12 protein-coding genes and 1 pseudogene are annotated in these 18,037 nt (G+C 66.8%); 7 read left to right on the plus strand and 6 right to left on the minus strand.

What is annotated here, in order from left to right; translation table 11 throughout:
* Both AC0IY0_RS23010 and AC0IY0_RS23015 read left to right on the plus strand, forming a co-directional pair.
* A partial coding sequence (locus AC0IY0_RS23010; RefSeq protein ID WP_471765659.1) for an integrase core domain-containing protein occupies positions 1–814 on the plus strand: 814 nt, incomplete at its 5' end.
* A gap of 789 nt (positions 815–1,603) precedes the next feature.
* Positions 1,604–3,430, plus strand: coding sequence for a cation:proton antiporter (locus AC0IY0_RS23015; protein ID WP_471765660.1), 1,827 nt, complete (start codon positions 1,604–1,606; stop codon positions 3,428–3,430).
* Between the two features lie 220 nt (positions 3,431–3,650).
* Here the strand turns inward: AC0IY0_RS23015 and ligD are convergent, their stop codons facing one another.
* Entirely contained in the window at positions 3,651–6,155 is a 2,505-nt protein-coding gene (gene ligD, locus AC0IY0_RS23020; protein WP_471765661.1) for a DNA ligase D, read from the minus strand.
* Between the two features lie 159 nt (positions 6,156–6,314).
* Here ligD and ku point away from each other — a divergent pair, with 159 nt between their 5' ends.
* Complete coding sequence (ku, locus tag AC0IY0_RS23025; RefSeq protein WP_471765662.1) at positions 6,315–7,265, plus strand: non-homologous end joining protein Ku; 951 nt, start codon at positions 6,315–6,317, stop codon at positions 7,263–7,265.
* Between the two features lie 260 nt (positions 7,266–7,525).
* Here the strand turns inward: ku and AC0IY0_RS23030 are convergent, their stop codons facing one another.
* From AC0IY0_RS23030 to AC0IY0_RS23045, 4 genes are all read right to left on the minus strand, one after another.
* Positions 7,526–8,473: a BLUF domain-containing protein gene (locus AC0IY0_RS23030; protein ID WP_471765663.1), complete on the minus strand. Its 948-nt coding sequence runs from the start codon at positions 8,471–8,473 to the stop codon at positions 7,526–7,528.
* Positions 8,474–8,498: 25 nt separating this feature from the next.
* Entirely contained in the window at positions 8,499–10,145 is a 1,647-nt protein-coding gene (locus AC0IY0_RS23035; protein ID WP_246692762.1) for a putative bifunctional diguanylate cyclase/phosphodiesterase, read from the minus strand.
* Between the two features lie 565 nt (positions 10,146–10,710).
* On the minus strand, positions 10,711–11,424 hold the full coding sequence (locus AC0IY0_RS23040; protein ID WP_147908150.1) for a GntR family transcriptional regulator: 714 nt from the start codon (positions 11,422–11,424) through the stop codon (positions 10,711–10,713).
* Positions 11,425–11,507: 83 nt separating this feature from the next.
* A complete protein-coding gene (locus AC0IY0_RS23045) occupies positions 11,508–12,845 on the minus strand; it encodes an MFS transporter (protein WP_471765700.1) in 1,338 nt (445 codons plus the stop codon).
* Positions 12,846–13,069: 224 nt separating this feature from the next.
* Between AC0IY0_RS23045 and AC0IY0_RS23050 the strand changes: the two genes are divergently transcribed.
* The 4 genes and pseudogenes from AC0IY0_RS23050 (at position 13,070) to AC0IY0_RS23065 (ending at position 17,277) form a co-directional block, all read left to right on the plus strand.
* Positions 13,070–14,338: a CaiB/BaiF CoA transferase family protein gene (locus tag AC0IY0_RS23050; protein ID WP_147908152.1), complete on the plus strand. Its 1,269-nt coding sequence runs from the start codon at positions 13,070–13,072 to the stop codon at positions 14,336–14,338.
* Entirely contained in the window at positions 14,335–15,120 is a 786-nt protein-coding gene (locus tag AC0IY0_RS23055; RefSeq protein ID WP_471765665.1) for an enoyl-CoA hydratase, read from the plus strand. Before AC0IY0_RS23050 ends, AC0IY0_RS23055 begins: the two co-directional genes overlap by 4 nt.
* Before the next feature lie 64 nt (positions 15,121–15,184).
* Positions 15,185–15,617, plus strand: a pseudogene (locus AC0IY0_RS23060) (serine--glyoxylate aminotransferase); the annotation flags it as partial.
* A gap of 154 nt (positions 15,618–15,771) precedes the next feature.
* On the plus strand, positions 15,772–17,277 hold the full coding sequence (locus tag AC0IY0_RS23065) for an aminotransferase-like domain-containing protein (RefSeq protein WP_471765667.1): 1,506 nt from the start codon (positions 15,772–15,774) through the stop codon (positions 17,275–17,277).
* Here the strand turns inward: AC0IY0_RS23065 and AC0IY0_RS23070 are convergent.
* Complete coding sequence (locus AC0IY0_RS23070; protein ID WP_471765668.1) at positions 17,251–18,036, minus strand: sulfite exporter TauE/SafE family protein; 786 nt, start codon at positions 18,034–18,036, stop codon at positions 17,251–17,253. The genes AC0IY0_RS23065 and AC0IY0_RS23070 overlap by 27 nt on opposite strands.
* Position 18,037: the final 1 nt, after the last annotated feature.

Raw genomic sequence — 18,037 nt, forward strand, 5'->3', positions numbered from 1 at the left:
CCTCGCTTCATGTCCAGCTCCTTCAGTCCTGGCTGATCCTCTCAATCAGCCCGGTCCAAAGCCAGCCGGTCAGGTCAGCTGTCTCCAGCGTCACGGCATCAGTCGACTGCCGGAAATAGACGGCGACAAGCCCAAGCGTTCGCGCGCCAAAGCCTACCCGATCGGCTACTTTCACATCGACATCGCACAGGTCAGCACCGAACAAGGCAAGCTCCACCTGTTCGTTGCCATCGACCGCACGAGCAAATTTGCCTTCGTTCAACTTCACGAGAAGGCAACTCAGCGGATCGCAGCGGCCTTTCCACGCGATCTGGTCGCGGCCGTGCCCTACACGATCCACACGGTCCTGACCGACAACGGCATTCAGTTCACCGACAACAAGCCGGTGAACGCGGAGGCCGAAGCGAAGGCGGCCGCCTACTGGGCGACCCAGGACGGGCCGCGCCTGTACCGCTGGCATTCGTTCGAATGGGCCTGCGAGCAGAGCAAGATCGAGCATCGCCTGACCAAACCACGCTGCCCGTGGACGAACGGCCAGGTCGAGCGGATGAACCGCACCATCAAGGACGCCACGGTCAAGCGCTACCATTACACCGACAACGACGAGCTGCGCCGCCACCTGCAACTGTTCGTGGAGGCCTACAACTACGGTCATCGGCTGAAGACCCTGCGAAGCCTCACCCCCTACGAACTTATCTGCCCGACCTGGACGAAAGAGCCCGGACGCTTCAGGCTCGATCCGTCACACCACATGCCGGGACCAAACATCTACCCCAACGGTGTAGAAGATTGCGCCGGTGCCGCACCAGTCTGACTCAAAGTGCGAGCACCTATGCAATTTAGGCAGCTCGATGATTTTGGTGACCCGCTGCGACCCGGCATTTCGCTGTCGGAGTGAACCCTCACCAAGCCGCGACCCGTCCTCCGGAGCCGGACGTTCCGCAAAGTGCCCATCTTGTTCGGTTAGGCCACCGGACGTCACACCCGGAAGCAGACCTTGCCTGGACGGAGCCAAGGTGCTGCAGCAAATCGACTATCGACGCCGGCGCCGATAGTCGATTTGCCGCTCGAGCACGCGGGGCGCCGGCGGTGCGCGATCGTCCTGCGTCGTTGGGTGGATCACCAGCCCACGCGAAAGCTTGTCGTCCCGGCGTGCGGGTGCATCGGAGAGCGTGGAGCGGGATGGCTCCGAAACGCGCTCGCTGCTCCCGCGGCACCCAATGCCGGGCGTCCTCGATCCAGGGGACGCCGTCCATGTGGGTGAAGCTCTCGGTCCCAATGCGGTCGATCGCACCCGGCGTGCGGCAGATCCCCCAGCCCGCCGCGCCGAAGACGAAACGGGACGGTCCGTCGATCGCGCGGCCGTCGATCAACGAACGCTCCGAGTGGCCGAAGCAGTCACCGTCAGCGAGTAGCCCCGCGGCTGCGTCCATGGCTGCGCCGCTTGAACGGGAACCGTAGCGGGACCGCTCGATTGACCGTGCGCGTACGCTGCATCCTCCGCCTGTCCGGGAGGAACCACGCGACCGCCCCCACCCCATCGTAGGATCCCGGTTCGGCTGCCAAAGGGGGTGGGTCGGAACGTCGGTCCGGAGCGTCGTGCATGGAACACGGTTTGGCGACGGCAGTCCTTTGCGTCGTCGGTGGCGGCATGGCCGCTCAGGTTCTCGCGGCCCGACTGCGCATCCCTGCCATCGTCATCCTGCTCGCGCTCGGCTTCCTGGTCGGGCCGGTGCTCGGGCTGCTTCATCCAACGCACGATTTCGGCCCGAACCTGCGCCCCCTGATCGGCTTGGCGGTTGCCATCGTGGTGTTCGAGGGCGGTCTCGCCCTCGATTTCCGCGAGTTACGGGCGTCCGGCGAGGGGGTGCTACGGCTGACCGCCTTCGCCTTGCCCATCAATTTCGTCCTGGGCACGCTCGCCGCCCACCTGATCGGGGGGATGTTGTGGGGGCCGGCATCCGTGTTCGGCGCCATCCTCGTCGTCACCGGGCCGACCGTGATCCTGCCGCTCCTGCGCCACGCGCGACTGGAGAGGCGCTCAGCCGCCTTCCTGAAGTGGGAGGCCATCGTCAACGACCCGGTCGGAGCCATGCTGACCGCGGTCGTCATCGAGATGCTTGTGGGCGTGCCCCGCGCAGCCGGCGAGGATCCGGCAACGGCGCTCATGCTTCACCTCGCCGAGGGGGTGCTGGTGGCAGGTGCGCTCGGCGTGGGTTCGGCACTCCTTGTCGCCTGGGCGTTCCGGCGCGACCTCATCCCCGAGACGCTGAAGACGCCCGTGCTGCTGGCACTCGCGCTCATCGCCTACGTCGTGCCGAACCTGCTCATGAACGAGGCCGGGCTGATCGGTGCGACCGTGTTCGGCATCGCGCTTGCGAACCGGCACGTGCCGGGTCTGGCCGAACTTCGTCGATTCAAGGAAAGCCTCGTCGTCCTGCTGGTGTCTTGCCTGTTCGTGGTGCTGACCGCCGACCTCGACCTCGCGGTCCTTGGAAAGCTGTCGGCACCCATCCTCGGGTTAACGGCCGCGATCCTGTTCGTGGTTCGCCCGGCGGCGATCTGGTTGGCCACGCTGCGCAGCGACCTGTCCCGGCGCGAGCGCCTGTTCGTCGGCTGGATCGGGCCGCGTGGCATCGTCGCGGCCGCCGTCGCCGGGCTGGCCGGTCCCCGCCTCAGCGAGGCGGGGTACGCCGGAGGCGACCTGATCCAACCCACCGTGTTCTCAGTCATCGTCGCGACCGTGCTCGCCCACGGCTTCTCCCTGGGCCCACTCGCCCGCAGGTTCGGCCTGTCGACCGCCGCCGATACGCAGCGGCTCGCCGTGGTCGGGGCATCCCCATGGGCGAGCGACATGGTGATCGCGCTGCATCGTGCCGGCGTACCGGTCGTGATCATCGACATCTACCCCGGCGCCATGCTGGCCGCCCGAGACGCGGGGGTGCCGACGCTGCAGGCGGAACTCCTGTCCCGATCCGCCGAGGAAGGGATGGCCGACCATCCTCCGGACCATTTGCTCGCTGCGACCCGGGACGAGCTCTACAACGCCCTCGTATGCACGCGGCTGGCCCCGGAGATCGGTCGCGAGCGCGTCTATCAGGTCGCTCCGTCCGAAAACCACCTGCTGCACGCCGACACCGGTGTCAGCCGGGATGCCCGCGGCAAGGTCTTCGGGGATGCGGACGCCAGCTTCGATGCGCTGGCCGGACGGCACGAGGCCGGCTGGCGGTTCCTGGTCGCCGGCCCGGACGCCGTCGAGCAACCGGACTCCATCCATCTGCTCGCCATCAAGGCCGACGGGAGCCTCGAATTCTTCTCGGTCGATCACGAGGAGAACGAGGTCGGCGAGGGCGATCGGGTCCTGATCCTGCAGGCGCCAAGCGGGACGGAAATCGACGCCGATGACCGACCCGCCATGCTGTTTGCCTGAACGGTTGTGTCCCCTGCGGGATCGATCCGTCCTGATCCCGATGCTTCGACCGCGCGCCGCTGGAAAGACCCGCCGACCGGTGTGGAGGATTCAGTCGGCCTGCGCCCATCCGCGGTGGTTCCCGCGATGTGGGGGTTTGGGCGGAACAGACCACGCCCGCCGCGCAGTCCCGTCACCATCGTAGGCAATCCCATGCCCGCAGATCGCCCGTGCCGGCCGGCTACGTCCGCCGGCGGGGCTGACGGCCGGCGGCTTCCAACGGCCGCGCCGCGCGTTCGAACTCGGCCCAGGGATCGCGCTGAAAGGCGGAAAGGCGGCTTGGCAGGTTCATGACGTCGAAGCGCGCGCCGGACCCCAGCGACGAAAGCTCGTCCCAATCGACGGGGACGGAAACCGGCGCGCCGGGGCGGGCACGGGTCGAGAAGGCCGAGACGGCGGTCGCGCCCCTTTGGTTGCGCAAGTAGTCCACGAAGATCCGGGCGTCCCTGGCCTTCTTGGACACGGTTGCGACGTAGAGGTCGGGCGTGTCCTTCGCCATCTCGGATGCGATGCGCTGCGCGAAGGCTTTCGCCTCGGCCCACCCGGCCTTCGGCTCGATCGGGACGACGACGTGCAGCCCCTTGCCGCCGGTGGTCTTCACGAACGTGGCGAAGCCCACCGCCGACACGCGTTCGCGCACCTCCAGGGCGCCGGCGACCAGATCGCCCCACGCGACGCCGTCGCCCGGATCGAGGTCGAAGATCAGGCGGTCCGGCCGTTCCGGGTCCGAGGCCGGCGCACCCCAGGGGTGGATTTCAAGGACGCTCCCCTGGACCAGCGTGCGCAGGCCGTCGCGATCGCGGATCACCACGGCCTTCTCGTCACCCACGACCCGGAGGTACCGCTCGTCGAGCCCGGCCCAGCCGTGCTTCTGGTAGAAGCAGGACCCGAGGCCGTCGGGGCACCGGAGGAACGACAGCGGGCGGTCGATCACATGCGGCAGCATGCGGTCGGCGATCTCCGCATAGTACGCGGCGAGACCCTCCTTGGTCAGGCCGACGTCGGACCAGAGGACGCGATCGGGATGCGTCAGCGTCACGGTCTCTCCTGGCGCCTTCCGCGTGCTTGCCTTCGGGGCCGCAGGCGTCTTCTCCCATACGACCTCGTCCGGACGCACGTCGCTCCGGAGGGTCTTGAAGGAGGCATGCCGCAGCTGATCGTCGCCCGTCCACCCGCGGAACGTCACCTCGCAGACGAGCCGGGGTTCGACCCAGCGAGCGTTGCGGCGCGCAAGCGGCGGCAGCTCGGCTTCGAAGGGCGGCGCCGGGATGCGTAGCGGCTCCAGTTCGGTCCAGAGATCCCGCGCGACCGCGTCGCGGAAGCCGGTACCAACCCGCCCGACATGGACGAGGGTGCCGTCCGCGTGCGTCCCGAGGATCAACGACCCCACAGATCGCGCCGCCGTGGTCGAGGGCATGTAGCCCGCGACGACGAACTCCTCGGACCGGGTGCATTTGATCTTGCGCCAGGCATCGGTCCGGCCCGACCGGTAGGGCGCGTCCGCCCGTTTGGCGACGATACCTTCCAGGCCGAGCCTGCAGGCATGGCGCGCCATGGCCGCGCCGTCGGCGGCCAGGTGCTCGCTGAACCGGATGGGGCCGCCCGGCTGGGCGTCGTCGAGGCTCTGCAGCAGCAGATCCTTGCGTTCGGTCAGGGGCAGGTCCCGGATATCCCTGCCGTCCAGGTACAGGAGGTCGAAGGCGTAGAAGACCGCCGATGCGGCATCGCCGGCGGCGAGCGATCGCTGCAGCGCAGAGAAGCTCGAAACGCCGCCCGCCGTCTCGACGACGATCTCGGCGTCGATCAGGGCGGAGGGCAGCTTCATGGCCTTCAGGGCCTGCGCCGTCGCTTCGAACTTCGCGGTCCAGTCGAGGCCCGAGCGCGTCAGGAGCTTCACCGAGCCCCCGTCGATGCGGGCCTGCATGCGATAGCCGTCGTGCTTGATCTCGTACAGCCACCCGTCGCCGGTGGGCACGTCGTCGACGAGGGCCGCGAGCGCGGGCTCGACGAAGGGCGGCAGGATCGCCTTGCGGGCGCTCTTGGACCGGCTCGTGGGCGGCTTCGTCCTCCGCGCGGCAGCCACCTCGGCGCGGGCGGCGTGATCGGCCCTGACGCCCCCGCCCTCGGCGAGATCCCGGTTGGTCCGCCCCGACAGGACGGAGGCTTCGTGCGCGACGAGGATGTCGCCCTCACGCCGGGCGTGCTCGTCGTCGGCCTTCATGAGAAGCCACGGCTGCTTCTTCTCGCCGCCGCGCCCCTTCATCCGCACGAGGTGCCAGCGGCCAGCGAGCCGCTCGCCGTGCAGGGCGAACTCGAGGTGGCCCTTCGCCAGCCCGGCGGCCGGATCGCCGACCGGCTCCCAGGAACCGGTGTCCCAGACGATCATGGTCCCGCCGCCGTACTGGCCCTTCGGGATCGATCCTTCCCAGGCCAGGTAATCGACCGGGTGATCCTCGGTCATGACGGCGAGCCGCTTCTCGGCGGGCGACAGGCTCGGTCCGCGCGTCACGGCCCAGCTCTTCAGCACGCCGTCCATCTCCAGACGCAGGTCGTAGTGCAGGCGCCGCGCGTCGTGCTTCTGGACGACGAACCGCGCGCGCGCCGCCTTGCGGCCGCGCTTCCCCTGGGGCTCGGGCGACGCCTCGAAGTCCCGCTTGGCCCGATACGGTTTGAGGAGCTCGGTCATCGCTTCCAGGAAACGGGACCAGTCGGATCGGGTTCCTGGGGGGCCGGGACGGCGGAGCGAACGACAATAATGGGCCCGTTATCCACAGGTGCGCCTGTGGAGGAACGAGTCGAGTTGGACTCTCGTTGAACCGCCAAGCTCCCGATCGCCGCATTACGGATGCATCGACGGGTGGAGATACTTCGACGGACACAGGAGAGCGACGTGGCAGCCCGCGCCAACTGGAAAGGTCATCTTCGACTGTCCCTCGTCTCCTGTGCGGTCGGACTGTATCCGGCGGTCAGCTCTTCGAGAGAGCTGAAGTGCCATACGATCAACCGCGAGACCGGAAACCGCCTCAAGCAGCTTATGGTCGACTCCGTGACCGGCGACACCGTCGAGCGCGACGATCAGGTGAAGGGCTGCGAGATCGCCAAGGACGAACTCGTCCCCGTCGAGGATGACGAGCTCAGCGAGATCGCCCTGGAGAGCACGCACACCATCAACATCGAGACCTTCTGCCGGCGCGCGGAGGTCGACGAGCGCTACCTCGACAAGCCGTATTACCTCGCGGCCGAGGACAAGGTCTCGCGGGAGGCTTTCGCCGTGATCCGGGATGCGATGAAGAAGAAGGGCATGGCCGGGCTCGGCCGCATCGTCATCTACAAGCGCGAGCGGATCGTCCTGCTCGAACCGTACGGCAAGGGCCTGCTGGCCACGCTGCTGCGCTATCAGGACGAGGTTCGATCGCCGACGGCCTACTTCGAGGACATGCCCGACGGTGATCCAACAGCCGAGATGCGAGCGCTCGCCGAGGAGCTGATCACGCGCGCGACGCGGACGTTCGATCCGTCGAAGTTCGAGGACCGCTACGAGGAGGCGCTGATCGCATTGGTCAAGGGCAAGGCGCCCAAGGCACCGAAGGGCAGGGGGCGGGCAAAGGCCGGGGCCGCGAGTTCCGGCAACGTCGTGAACCTGATGGAAGCCCTCAAGCGCAGCATCGACGCCGAGAAGAGCGGCAAGCCGGCGAAACCGTCGCGTCGGAAAACATCGAGTTCCGAGCGCTCGAACTCAGCCCCGAAACGCGCGCCGGCCAAGACCGCTACGGAGAAGGCGCGGAAAGCGGCGTGACCGACACGCACGCCCGACGTCCAGTGGGCCTGGTGCGCGCGGCACGCAAGGAACGGCGCGCGCGGCTACCGTGCGCGATGCCGAAATCGCCGCCAATCCGGGGAACATCGTCGAGACGCTCAAGGGCAGAGGCATCCGCGTCGTTCGGCTCGTGCACGCCGCGGAGCACCCCCGGGGCGTGGAAGCGGGACCAACTCACAATCTCGACCGTGGCCCGTAGCGATCCCACCCGGCGCCCACTGCGCCCGTCGCCACGGTCTTCAAGCGGCAAGGACACCTGCCGCGTCGTCGGAACTCGGCTGTCCCGTCGGATGCGTTAACACCGATCCGAGACCGGGGGCCACGTTCTGGACGTCGCTCGCTTCTCGGGCCATCGCCGTGGCGAGGAGCTGCGCACGCCCAGCCCAACGATCCCGTTCGATCCGCAGGGCATCGCACTGATCCTCGCTCGATGCCAACGCGACTTGCAACGCGTCGATCTCAGTCCGAAGATCGCTCGTGCGCTGCCGCTCACTGGCCAGAGCGGCCTTGAGTATATTCAATGCCGCGGCGGTTGCTCCCTTCGACGAGCGTCTCACGTCGCCAGCGGGACGGGATTGCGGCCCCGCGTTCGTGAAGGCACCGCTTTGCTTTTCGTCCGCCAGCGTCGACACCCGAGTCGCTGCGGCATCCGGCCGAAGCTGCGCGATTTCCGCTTTCAGTTGCTCGACATCGAGTCCTGCCGGGGGGCCGGCATCGGTTGGCCCGACCAAAGGAGCGGTGGCGAGGGAGGTCGGCAGCCCCTCCTCCTCCAAGACCAACTCGTGCAGCATGGCGAACACGGCATCGCCGTCCAGCCTGGACAGGTCAAAACCGCTCTCAGCCGCAAGTTGGTTGAACTGCGCCTGCCCTCCGGCCGACTGCCCGACGAAGGCCATCGACCAATTGGCAAAGCCGCGGGACTCCGTCGGGCCGCACTGAAGAACCGTCACGTCCCCATGACGATCATCGCACTGGATCCGCTCGAAGGTCTCTTCGACCCCCCGGCGCGGGCCTTCGAGGACTTGAGCGAAGGCGCCGGCGTTGAACATCAGCGCGCCGGTCACCTCGGATCGATCGTTGTTTCGCTGCGACGCGGCCAGGATCTGACTGACGGTGGCTGTCAGCTCGGCCTCGGTTCCTTGGAACAGGTTCTTGCTGGCATAGACCAAGCGGTAGAGTTCGCTCATGGGATTGTCCGACGGATAGGGTGGATCAACGGTGTGGACGGTAGTTCGCAAGGAACTGCAGCAGATCGTCAGCGGGTATCGGCCTGCTGATGAGGTAGCCTTGAACGTCGGTGCAGCCTTCGTCGCGGATGCGCTGCATCTGCTCCGGCGTCTCGACGCCTTCGGCGACCGTGGTCATGCCCAGGCTCTTGCCGAGGCCGGCGATCGCGCGAATGATCGCGTCACCGTCGGGCTTGCTCGACAGATCTTTCACGAACGACCTGTCGATCTTGATCTTATCGAACGGGAAACTGCGCAGGTAACTCAGGGACGAGTAGCCGGTGCCGAAATCGTCCATGGAGACACGGACCCCGAGTTCGCGCAGACGATGCAGCGTTTGCAAGGTCTTCTCGCTCTCCTGCAGAAGCACCCCCTCGGTGATCTCCACCTCCAGCCGCTTCGCTGACAAACCTGAACTGGCAAGGGCCGAGATGATCGTCTCGACCAACCGGTCACTCTTGAACTGAGCCGGCGACACGTTCACCGCGACGGACATCCCGGCGGGCCAAGTCGTCGCATCGCGGCAGGCCTGACGAATGACCCACTCGCCGATCGGTACGATCAGGCCGATCTCTTCGGCGAGCGGAATGAAATCGAGCGGCGACACCGAGCCACGCTCGGGATGCTTCCAGCGGATCAGAGCTTCGCAGCCGATCAGCCTGTCATCGTCCAGCTGTAACTGTGGTTGGTAGTGCAGCTGAAACTCGCGACGGGCCAGCGCCTGACGCATGTCGAGTTCGAGCCGACGGCGCGCTTGCATGCGCGCATCCATTTCAGGTTCGAAGAAGCGGTATGTCCCGCGCCCGTCAAGCTTGGCCCTGTACAAAGCGAGGTCGGCGTTCTTCAAAAGCTTGTCGGCACTTTCCCCGTCTGCGGGCGCGAGGGCTACGCCAACACTGGCCCCGATCGTCAGGAGGTGGCCATCGACCATGTAGGTGCGGCCGATCAGATCGACGATGCGCCGGGCCAGCGCTTGTGTATTCCCGGCCTCACGGATGTCGGTTTGCAGGATGACGAACTCGTCGCCCCCGATGCGGGCCACGGTGTCTGTGGGCCTGACGGTGGAGCGCAGGCGATCGGCAACCTTCGCGAGCAGTGCGTCGCCGACCGGGTGGCCGAGCGTGTCGTTGACCGGCTTGAACCGATCGAGGTCGATGAGAAGCAGTGCGCACGCCTCGCCGCTGCGCTGCAAGCGCGCCAGAGCCTCGGCCAGACGTTCACGCAAGAGGAGGCGGTTCGGCAAGCCAGTGAGGGGATCGAGGCGCGCCATCTCGTCGGCTCGCGCCTCGCTCGCCTTGCGTGCGCTGACATCCTCCAGCGTTGCGATCCAGCCTCCATCAGCGATAGGACAGAGTTCGATCTGAAGCGTACGATCCTGGCCCGTCACCTCGAAAGACACCGCCGTCTGAAGATCCAGCGCATGCCGCAGCGACTGAAATATTGCGCGACGCGTCAACGCGGTCCCGCGAGATAAAGCGCGGAACAACGAAATCGCAGACAGCTCGATTGTCAGTTCGACGCTCAGGCTTGTCAGGAGAAGCTTGGCTGGGACGTTGAAGCCGATGACATATCCGGACCGGCCGATCATGAGCAGGCCGTGTCGAATGACGTCGAGGTAGTGGTTGGGCGTCATGCGGGAAGCCGCACCTGAGTCCGGTCGCGTCGCCGGCACCGGTATTTTGGGTTGCACTGCGCCGAGGTGGTGCAGGTCAGCATTCATCACGCAATGGCCCTGTCAAAAACGCCTTGAAAGTACAGGTCGTCTAAAATCAGGACGGATATAAGCAGTGAATCTTTAATTCGAGGTTTATGCCCTTCGAAATATATCGAAGCATTCCAGATCGAGTCCAAGACCAGCTACTGATCTAAGTTAATCCGCGACAATGTGTAACCGCGCCCCGGAATAGGCGACCTGTCCTAAACGTGTGACGGTCGCTGATCCCATCGGCTTTTTATCGATCCGCGGACGTATAGTGTGAGTCGTCAAAAGCAGCTTCTTACTCATGTCGAATATGTGAGGGCCTACAAATCAATCAAACTTCCTATTCGTGCCATGGATAGTTCGAGCGAAGTTGTGACCGCGGCGACGCCGTCGGAGGCCGGCACCGGACCCGACGCATCGGTGAAGGAGGCATCCGCTTGTCTGGTCGACGATCGCCGGATCGGGCCAGCGACTTTCGCCCAAGTTCGGTCTGCGGTCAGGCGGATTTTGGCAGCTCGCCGACTTCGATGGAGGCGTTCTCGTGAGCGGCTTCGGAAATGGCATCCCGGGCGATCTTTACGGTCACACCCATCACGTGCCGTCGCAGAAGACGGGACAAGCGAGCGGCTTTGCGAACCTTCAAAGCGTCCATGATCGCGTGGTGATCGCTCACCGCGGCGAGCCAGTTCTCCGGGCTCTTGCGAGCCACAAATCGGAACGCCCGCGTCCGCGTCAGGATCTGCATGTAGCTGGCTGTCAGCGTGGCGTTTCCGGCCGCGGACACGAGGGTCTCGTGGAAGCTGCGGTTCGCCTGCAGGTATGTCGGCTCGTCCTCGGCGGCGTGAGCGCGCATCATATGATCGTGGATGGCGCCCAAACGCGCCAGGTCCTCATCGCTGGCATGTTTGCAGACCAATTCACCCGCGAGCGCCTCAAGCGCCGCCATCACGGGGAACAGCTCGTCGATCTCCTCCGGGCTGACGTTCGCCACGATGGCGCCGCGCCGGGGCAGCAGCTGGAGCATGCCTTCCGAGGCCAGGACCTTCAGCGCTTCTCGCAACGGCGTACGCGAGACCCCGAACCGTTGGCAGAGCGCTTGTTCCGGGACCTTGTCGCCGGGCCGCAGCACGCCAGCGATCACCATCTCGCGAATGCCGGCAACGAGCATGTCGTGGAGGTTGGTCCGGATGAGGTTCGTCGGCTGCATCATCGCGATCGTCAGATGGTCTCTATGCCCTACCGTTTCATATCGGACCTGCGCCCCCGGCAACATTTTTCGGTGACCGCATCGAGCTAAACCGCGTTCCCGGGCGCCACCGTCGGCGACAGACTGGACGTCGCCTCGCTCCCTGTGACCTCATCCCGCGGCAGGCCCCGCCAAGCCAGGACCGCGCCGACCAGCAGCAAGGCGATCGAGCCGACGAACGGCAGGGCATAGCTTCCCGAGAGCTGGGCGATCACGCCGAACGCCAGCGGCGAGACGATGCCGGCGATTGCCGACCCGGTGTTCATGATGCCGCTGGCGGTGCCGGCATGCTTCGGCGCCACGTCCATCGGGATTGCCCAGATCGGGCCGACCGTCAATTCAAGGAAGAAGAACGCGCCGCTCAGACAGAATGCGACGACCGCGAGTTCGTGGACGAAGAGCACCGGGAGCAAGCAGACCATCGAGCCGAGCAGGCTCACGACGATCACCGTGCGACGCGCCCGCGCGAGGTCGTTGGTACGGCGATAGATGCGGTCGGCCCAGATGCCGCCCATGGCGTCGCCGACGACACCGGCGCCGAACACACCGAAGGCGAAGAACGCAGACTCCTTGATGTTAAGGCCCTGCGCCTTGACGAAGTAACTGGGCAGCCATGTCACGTAGAGCCACAGCGTCCAATTATAGCAGAAGTACACCAGCGTCGTCGGCAGCATGCGGCGCAGGAGGGCCGCCCAAGGGGTGGGCTCCGACGATTCACCGGCCGAATTGCGCGGCGCCGGCAACTCCGCCAGCTCCTCCGGCGTGCAGCCCGGATGGTCACTCGGCTCATCTCGGAAGTACAGGGCCCAGACGACAATCCAGCACAGGCTCACCGCCGCGAGCGCGATGAAGGTGCCCCGCCAGCCAAAATAGGCAGCCATCAGGACGACCAGTGGCGGCGTCACGGTGTTGGCCAACCGCGAGCAGGAATGGACGACACCCTGCGCATAGCCGCGCTCAGCCGTCGGAACCCAGCGTGTCATCGCGGTGGTCGCGGCGGGGAAGGTCGCGCCCTCACCGACGCCCAGAAGCAGGCGGGCGAGGACGAGGGAGAGCAGGCCGCCGACGAACCCGGTCAGCAGCGTTCCGACGGTCCACACGATCCCGCACAGGACCAGGGTCCGACGCGCGCCGAGCCGGTCGGCGGTCATTCCGCCCAGGATCTGGAACAGCGCGTAGGTGTAGCCGAACGAAGAGAGGGCAAAGCCCAGCTCCACGTTGTTCAGGTGTAGGTCGGCCGCCATCAGCGGCGCCAACGTCGAGAGGTTCACCCGATCGACGTAAGTGATGAAGTAGACCAGGCACAGCAGCGCGAAAACGCGCCCCCGGGTCGTCGTGAACGTGCGGCGCAAGGCGTGCGTGACGCCGCCGGATCCTAGGCTCATCGGCTGTTCCTCCCGTGAGCGCGGTTGGCTCCGCACCCATCGCATGTCGCTGCTTGTCTCGGCTCAGACTGCGCGCAGGCGTCAAACCCCGCAAGATGAATTCTGCACGCAAAATGCATTTTATGCGTGACGCCCGGAATATCGTTGCACGCGCCGAAAATCGCCTTATGCATGCAGAATTCAAAAGGCGACGCCTTGGATGCGTCGCGGGAGGAGAGCCCTGAATGGATGAGATCGGCCGTTCCGACGATCGCTCGGCTCAGGCGCTGGAGGATGAGGTTGCTACCGCACCCGTCCGGCCGCTGCCGCTCGCAGGCCTGCGCGTTCTCGACGTGACGCAGGTGATGGCGGGTCCGTTCTGCAGCATGCTGCTGGCGGATCTCGGCGCCGACGTCATCAAGATCGAACCACCCGGCACGGGCGACCAGACCCGCGGCGCGATGGGGTTCAAGATGAAGGGGCCCGACAGCATGGGCTTCCTCAACATGAACCGGAACAAGCGCAGCATCGCGATCAACCTGAAGAGCGAGGCCGGCCGCGCGTTATTCATGACGCTCGTGGCCACCGCCGATATTCTGGTCGAGAACTACCGTCCGGGCGTGATGAAGAAGCTCGGGCTCGGTTACGACGTGCTGCGCGCGCACAATCCGCGTCTGATCTATGCCAGCATCTCGGGCTTCGGTCAGTCCGGTCCCTGGGCGATGCGGCCGGGCTACGATCTGATGGCTCAGGCGATGTCCGGGGTGATGAGCGTGACCGGCCATCCCGGCGGGCCGCCGGTCAAGGCGGGCGTGCCGGTAGCCGATATCGGCTGCGCATTGTTCTGCGTCTACGGGATCCTGAGCGCGTATATCGGCCGGCAGACGAGCGGCGAAGGCCAGTACATCGACGCGTCGCTGTTCGACTCCGCCCTGGCGTTCTCGATCTGGGACATCTCGGAATACTGGGGTACCGGCCGCATCCCGAAGCCGCTCGGCACCGCGAACCTGATGAGCGCCCCCTATCAGGCCGTGCGCGCTTCGGACGGCTACTTCGTCATGGGCGCGACCAACCAGAAGCTCTGGCGGCTGCTATGCGAGGTGCTTGCGCGGGCCGACCTCGTCGATGACCCGCGCTTCGTCGACATCCCGGCCCGACTCGCCAACCGCGACGTGCTGATTGGCGAGTTGGAGAAGAGCTTTGCCGAACGGACCGCCGAGGAATGGGTGACCCACCTGCTCGCGGTCGGCATTCCGGCCGGCCGGATGAACACCTATCCGGAAGCGTTCGAAAGCGAGCACGGCCGCCATCGTGAGATGCGGATCGAGGTCCCGCATCCCAATGAGGGTAGCGTCCCCAACATCGGTTTCCCTGTGAAGTTCTCGGGCACACCGCCGCGCACCCGGATGCATGCACCGCTTCTGGGCGAGCATACGGAGAGCCTGCTCCGGGAACTCGGTCTCGGCGAAGACGAAACCGAGGCGCTGCGCGCGGGAGGCGCGTTCGCACCGTGAGCGCGTGCGAGCGGGAGGGCGCAGTCCGCTATCGCGCCGAGGACGGCATCGCCCACCTGACCTTCGACCGGCCCGCCGCGCGCAACGCGATGACGTGGCGGATGTACGAAGACCTGGCCGACGGCCTCGCCCGGATCGAGGCTGACCCGGCGATCCGCATTGCGGTCCTGCGCGGGACTGGCGGCAAAGCTTTTGTTGCCGGCACGGACATCGAACAGTTCGTGGGGTTCACCGGGGAGGACGGGGTGGCCTACGAGGCGCGGATCGACGCGTATGTCACTGGACTGGAACGCGTGCGCGTCCCGACAATCGCCGTCATTGAGGGTCTGGCAGTCGGCGGTGGCCTCGCGATCGCCAATGCGTGCGACCTGCGCGTGGCCACACCGGGTGCGCGGTTCGGCGTTCCGATCGCCCGCACCCTCGGCAATTGTCTGTCGCCCGCGAACTTGCGTCGCCTGACGGCGACGCTGGGTCTGAGCACCGTCAAGCGCATGCTTCTGCTCGCCGACATGCCGACGGCCGAGAGCCTGGAGCCGCTCGGCTACCTCGCCGCGATCGAGAGTCCCGAGACCCTCGACGCTCGTGTGGTGGAGCTCTGCCGGCGCCTGCTCGGTCATGCCCCGGTGACCATGCGCGTCACCCGGGAGATGCTGACTGCGCTCGCCCTCGATCTCGATGCCGACGGCAGCGCCGGTATCCGAACCTGCTACGGCAGCCGGGATTTCGCCGAGGGCGTTCGAGCCTTCCTCGACAAGAAGCCAGCGGTTTGGTCGGGCGCCTGACGTCGGGTCTCTCATCCAACAGTCAGCACGGCTCGTCCGCGACGGCACTGGAAGAGGACACGACATGCGCCTTCGGCAGGGACGGCATTTTCTCAACATCCCCGGCCCAAACCGGTGCCCGAGCGTGTTCTCCAGGCGATGGACCGACAGGCGATCGATCACCGGGGGCCGGAATTCGGCCGGCTGGATCGGGAGATGCGGGAAGGTTGCAGGGCGGTCTTCCGGACCGATGGACCGGTCGTTCCGTTTTTGGCTCCGACACGGGGGCGTGGGACGCGACGATCGTCAACACGCTCTCGCCGGGCGCCCGAGTGTTGATGTCCGAGATCGGGCATCTCGCCACGCTGTGGAGCAAAATGGCCGCCCAATGAGGGATCGCAGTTGAGTTGGTACCGGGCGACTGGCGCCACGGTGCGGACCCGGCCAACGTCGAGGCCACGCGCGCCGAGGACACGCTCGCCGAGGACACGGCGCACGCGATCAAGGCGGTTATCGTCGCCGGTCATTCGGCTTTTCGCCCTTGTCGGACGCCGAACGAGCCAGAGCGCTCGGTTGGAAGCAGACGCTCGCGGGCAGGATGGTCAGTCTCAGCACGCTGGCGCTATCCTTGCGTCGGGCCAGCTTGCCCCCAGACGCGAGAGCTGACCAATCATGGCTGTCACAGACCAAGCGCTCGCCTGGACGCAGCTGTTCGGAGACCTCGACCGCAGCGGCTTGGCGCTGCACTTTCAGATCCGCCGGGCAATCGTCACCGCCATCGAACGGGGCCTGTTCACCGCGCAGGCCCGACTACCGTCAACACGCCAGTTGGCGACGCTGCTCGGGGTTGCCCGGAACACGGTGGTGAACGCCTACCAGCAATTGATCGACGAGGGATTTCTGGTCGCCCACGAACGCAGCGGCATCTTCCTGGCACCGGACTTGGCCGTCTCCCAGGCGCCCGCGGCCGCCGGCGGCCGGACCATCGATTGGTCGGAGCGCCTCGCGCTTCGGCCTGCGCGGCTACGACAGATCACCAAGCCCCGGGACTGGCTCGACTACCCCTATCCCTTCCTGTTCGGCCAGTTCGATCCGTCCCTGTTCCCGGCCAATGATTGGCGCGAGAGCGTGCGGGCCGCCTCCGGCGTGTCCGAGATCAACGCCTGGGCGGGCGACTTGATCGACGAGGACGACCCCGACCTGGTCGATCAGCTGCGCCTGCAGGTACTGCCCCGGCGGGGCATCTTCGCGAGCGCGGACGAGGTGATGGTCACGATCGGCTCGCAACAGGCGCTTTCGCTGCTGATCCAGCTGCTGGTCGGCCGCAACACCCCGGCGGGCGTCGAGGACCCCTGTTATCCCGATACCCGCAACATGCTGACGCTGGCCACCGACGACCTGGCGACACTCGCCATCGACCGGCAGGGGGTCGTGCCGGATGCGACCTTCGCCAGCCGGCGCGTCGCCTTCGTCACCGTGGGCCATCAGTGCCCGACGACGGCGGTCATGCCGCTGGAGCGACGCCGCGCCCTCCTGGAGGCCGCGCGGCGCCACGACGTCGTCCTGGTGGAGGACGATTACGAGGCCGACCTCGCGCTGGCGGACGAGATCCCCGCGCTCAAGAGCCTCGATGCAGACGGGCGCGTTGTCTATGTCGGCAGCTTCTCGAAGGTGTTGGCCCCGGGCCTGCGCGTTGGCTACGTGGTGGCACCCCGGGCCGTGATCGCCGAGTTGCGCGTGCTGCGGCGGCTGATGCTGCGCCACCCGCCGTCGAACAATCAGCGCGCCACCGCGATGTTCGTGGCGCTCGGGCATTACCGCACGCACCTCCGCCGGACAGCCAGCGTGCTGGAGGAGCGCGCGTCGCGCATTGCCGGTTTGCTGCCCCGCCTCATGCCCCGGTTCAGCTGGCGGCGCGATCCGGGAGCCACAAGCTTCTGGATGAAGGGACCGGCAGGCCTCGATGCCCGGGATCTCAGTCTGCGCGCCCGCGCCCGCGGCGTCCTGATCGAGCCGGGCGACATCTTCTTCGCCGATCCGGATGCCGGCCGGGCTTGTTTCCGGCTGGGCTTCGCCTCGATCCGCACCGATCGGATCGAGGCGGGGCTCACCCACCTGTCGGAGCTGATCGGCCCGGCGGGCGCTCCGCTGTCACAGAGGATGGCCGAGCAGGTCTGAGACCGCCTGCACCACGCTCGTGATCGCCACGGTACAGAGGAGCAGGATCGACAACGCCCGATGGCCGCGGCCGTCGCCGCGCTGGAGGAGCGCCTCGCCGACCCGGCTTCCGGCGACGATGAGCGGGATGCCGATCGCCACCGGGATCGCCAGGGATACCCCGAGGAGGCCCGCGGTCGCGAGGCTGACGGCGCTGGCGATCGACGTGGCGAGGAAGAACACCAGCAACGAGGCGCGCCCCTGCTGAGGCGAGAGCGGCGTCGCGAGATAATAGGCGACCACGGGCGGGCCGGGCATCGCCGCGAGCCCGTTGCACAGGCCGGCCGCCAGCCCGACCACCAGCGTCGCGCCGCCCCGCGGCACCACCACGAAACGGAAGCCCCGCACCAGCGCGACGGTTCCCCCACCGCAGATCAGCGCGATGCCGAGCCGCGCGACGTCGGGGCTCGCCGCTGCGAGCGCGGCCACGCCCAGCGGCGATCCGACCACCGCACCGGCGACGAGCCAGCCGAGCGAGGGCCAGTGGCAGGTCCGGCGCGCCCGCGGCAGGTCGGACAGGCTTGCGCAGAACTGAAGGGCGACGGCGAGCGGGACGCATTGGCTCGGCGGCAGCGAGAAGCCCAGCAGCGGCACGGCCGCCAGGGCGAATCCGAAGCCCGTGAAGCCGCGGATCAACGCCGCCGCGAAGACCGCCGCCGCGATGGCGACCAGGGTCCCCGGCTGGGGCGCGGCCGCCAGCAGGGCGGGAACGGCTTCCATC

Source organism: Methylobacterium sp. AC315 (genome assembly GCF_979253755.1).

Excerpts from the sequence above, each read along its gene's own strand:
- AC0IY0_RS23030 (WP_471765663.1), bottom strand. The coding sequence starts at position 8,473 with ATGAGCGAACTCTACCGCTTGGTCTATGCCAGCAAGAACCTGTTCCAA.
- AC0IY0_RS23050 (WP_147908152.1), top strand. The coding sequence starts at position 13,070 with ATGGATGAGATCGGCCGTTCCGACGATCGCTCGGCTCAGGCGCTGGAG.
- AC0IY0_RS23035 (WP_246692762.1), bottom strand. The coding sequence starts at position 10,145 with ATGACGCCCAACCACTACCTCGACGTCATTCGACACGGCCTGCTCATG.
- AC0IY0_RS23040 (WP_147908150.1), bottom strand. The coding sequence starts at position 11,424 with ATGATGCAGCCGACGAACCTCATCCGGACCAACCTCCACGACATGCTC.
- ku (WP_471765662.1), top strand. The coding sequence starts at position 6,315 with ATGCATCGACGGGTGGAGATACTTCGACGGACACAGGAGAGCGACGTG.
- AC0IY0_RS23070 (WP_471765668.1), bottom strand. The coding sequence starts at position 18,036 with ATGGAAGCCGTTCCCGCCCTGCTGGCGGCCGCGCCCCAGCCGGGGACC.
- AC0IY0_RS23015 (WP_471765660.1), top strand. The coding sequence starts at position 1,604 with ATGGAACACGGTTTGGCGACGGCAGTCCTTTGCGTCGTCGGTGGCGGC.
- ligD (WP_471765661.1), bottom strand. The coding sequence starts at position 6,155 with ATGACCGAGCTCCTCAAACCGTATCGGGCCAAGCGGGACTTCGAGGCG.
- AC0IY0_RS23045 (WP_471765700.1), bottom strand. The coding sequence starts at position 12,845 with ATGAGCCTAGGATCCGGCGGCGTCACGCACGCCTTGCGCCGCACGTTC.
- AC0IY0_RS23065 (WP_471765667.1), top strand. The coding sequence starts at position 15,772 with ATGGCTGTCACAGACCAAGCGCTCGCCTGGACGCAGCTGTTCGGAGAC.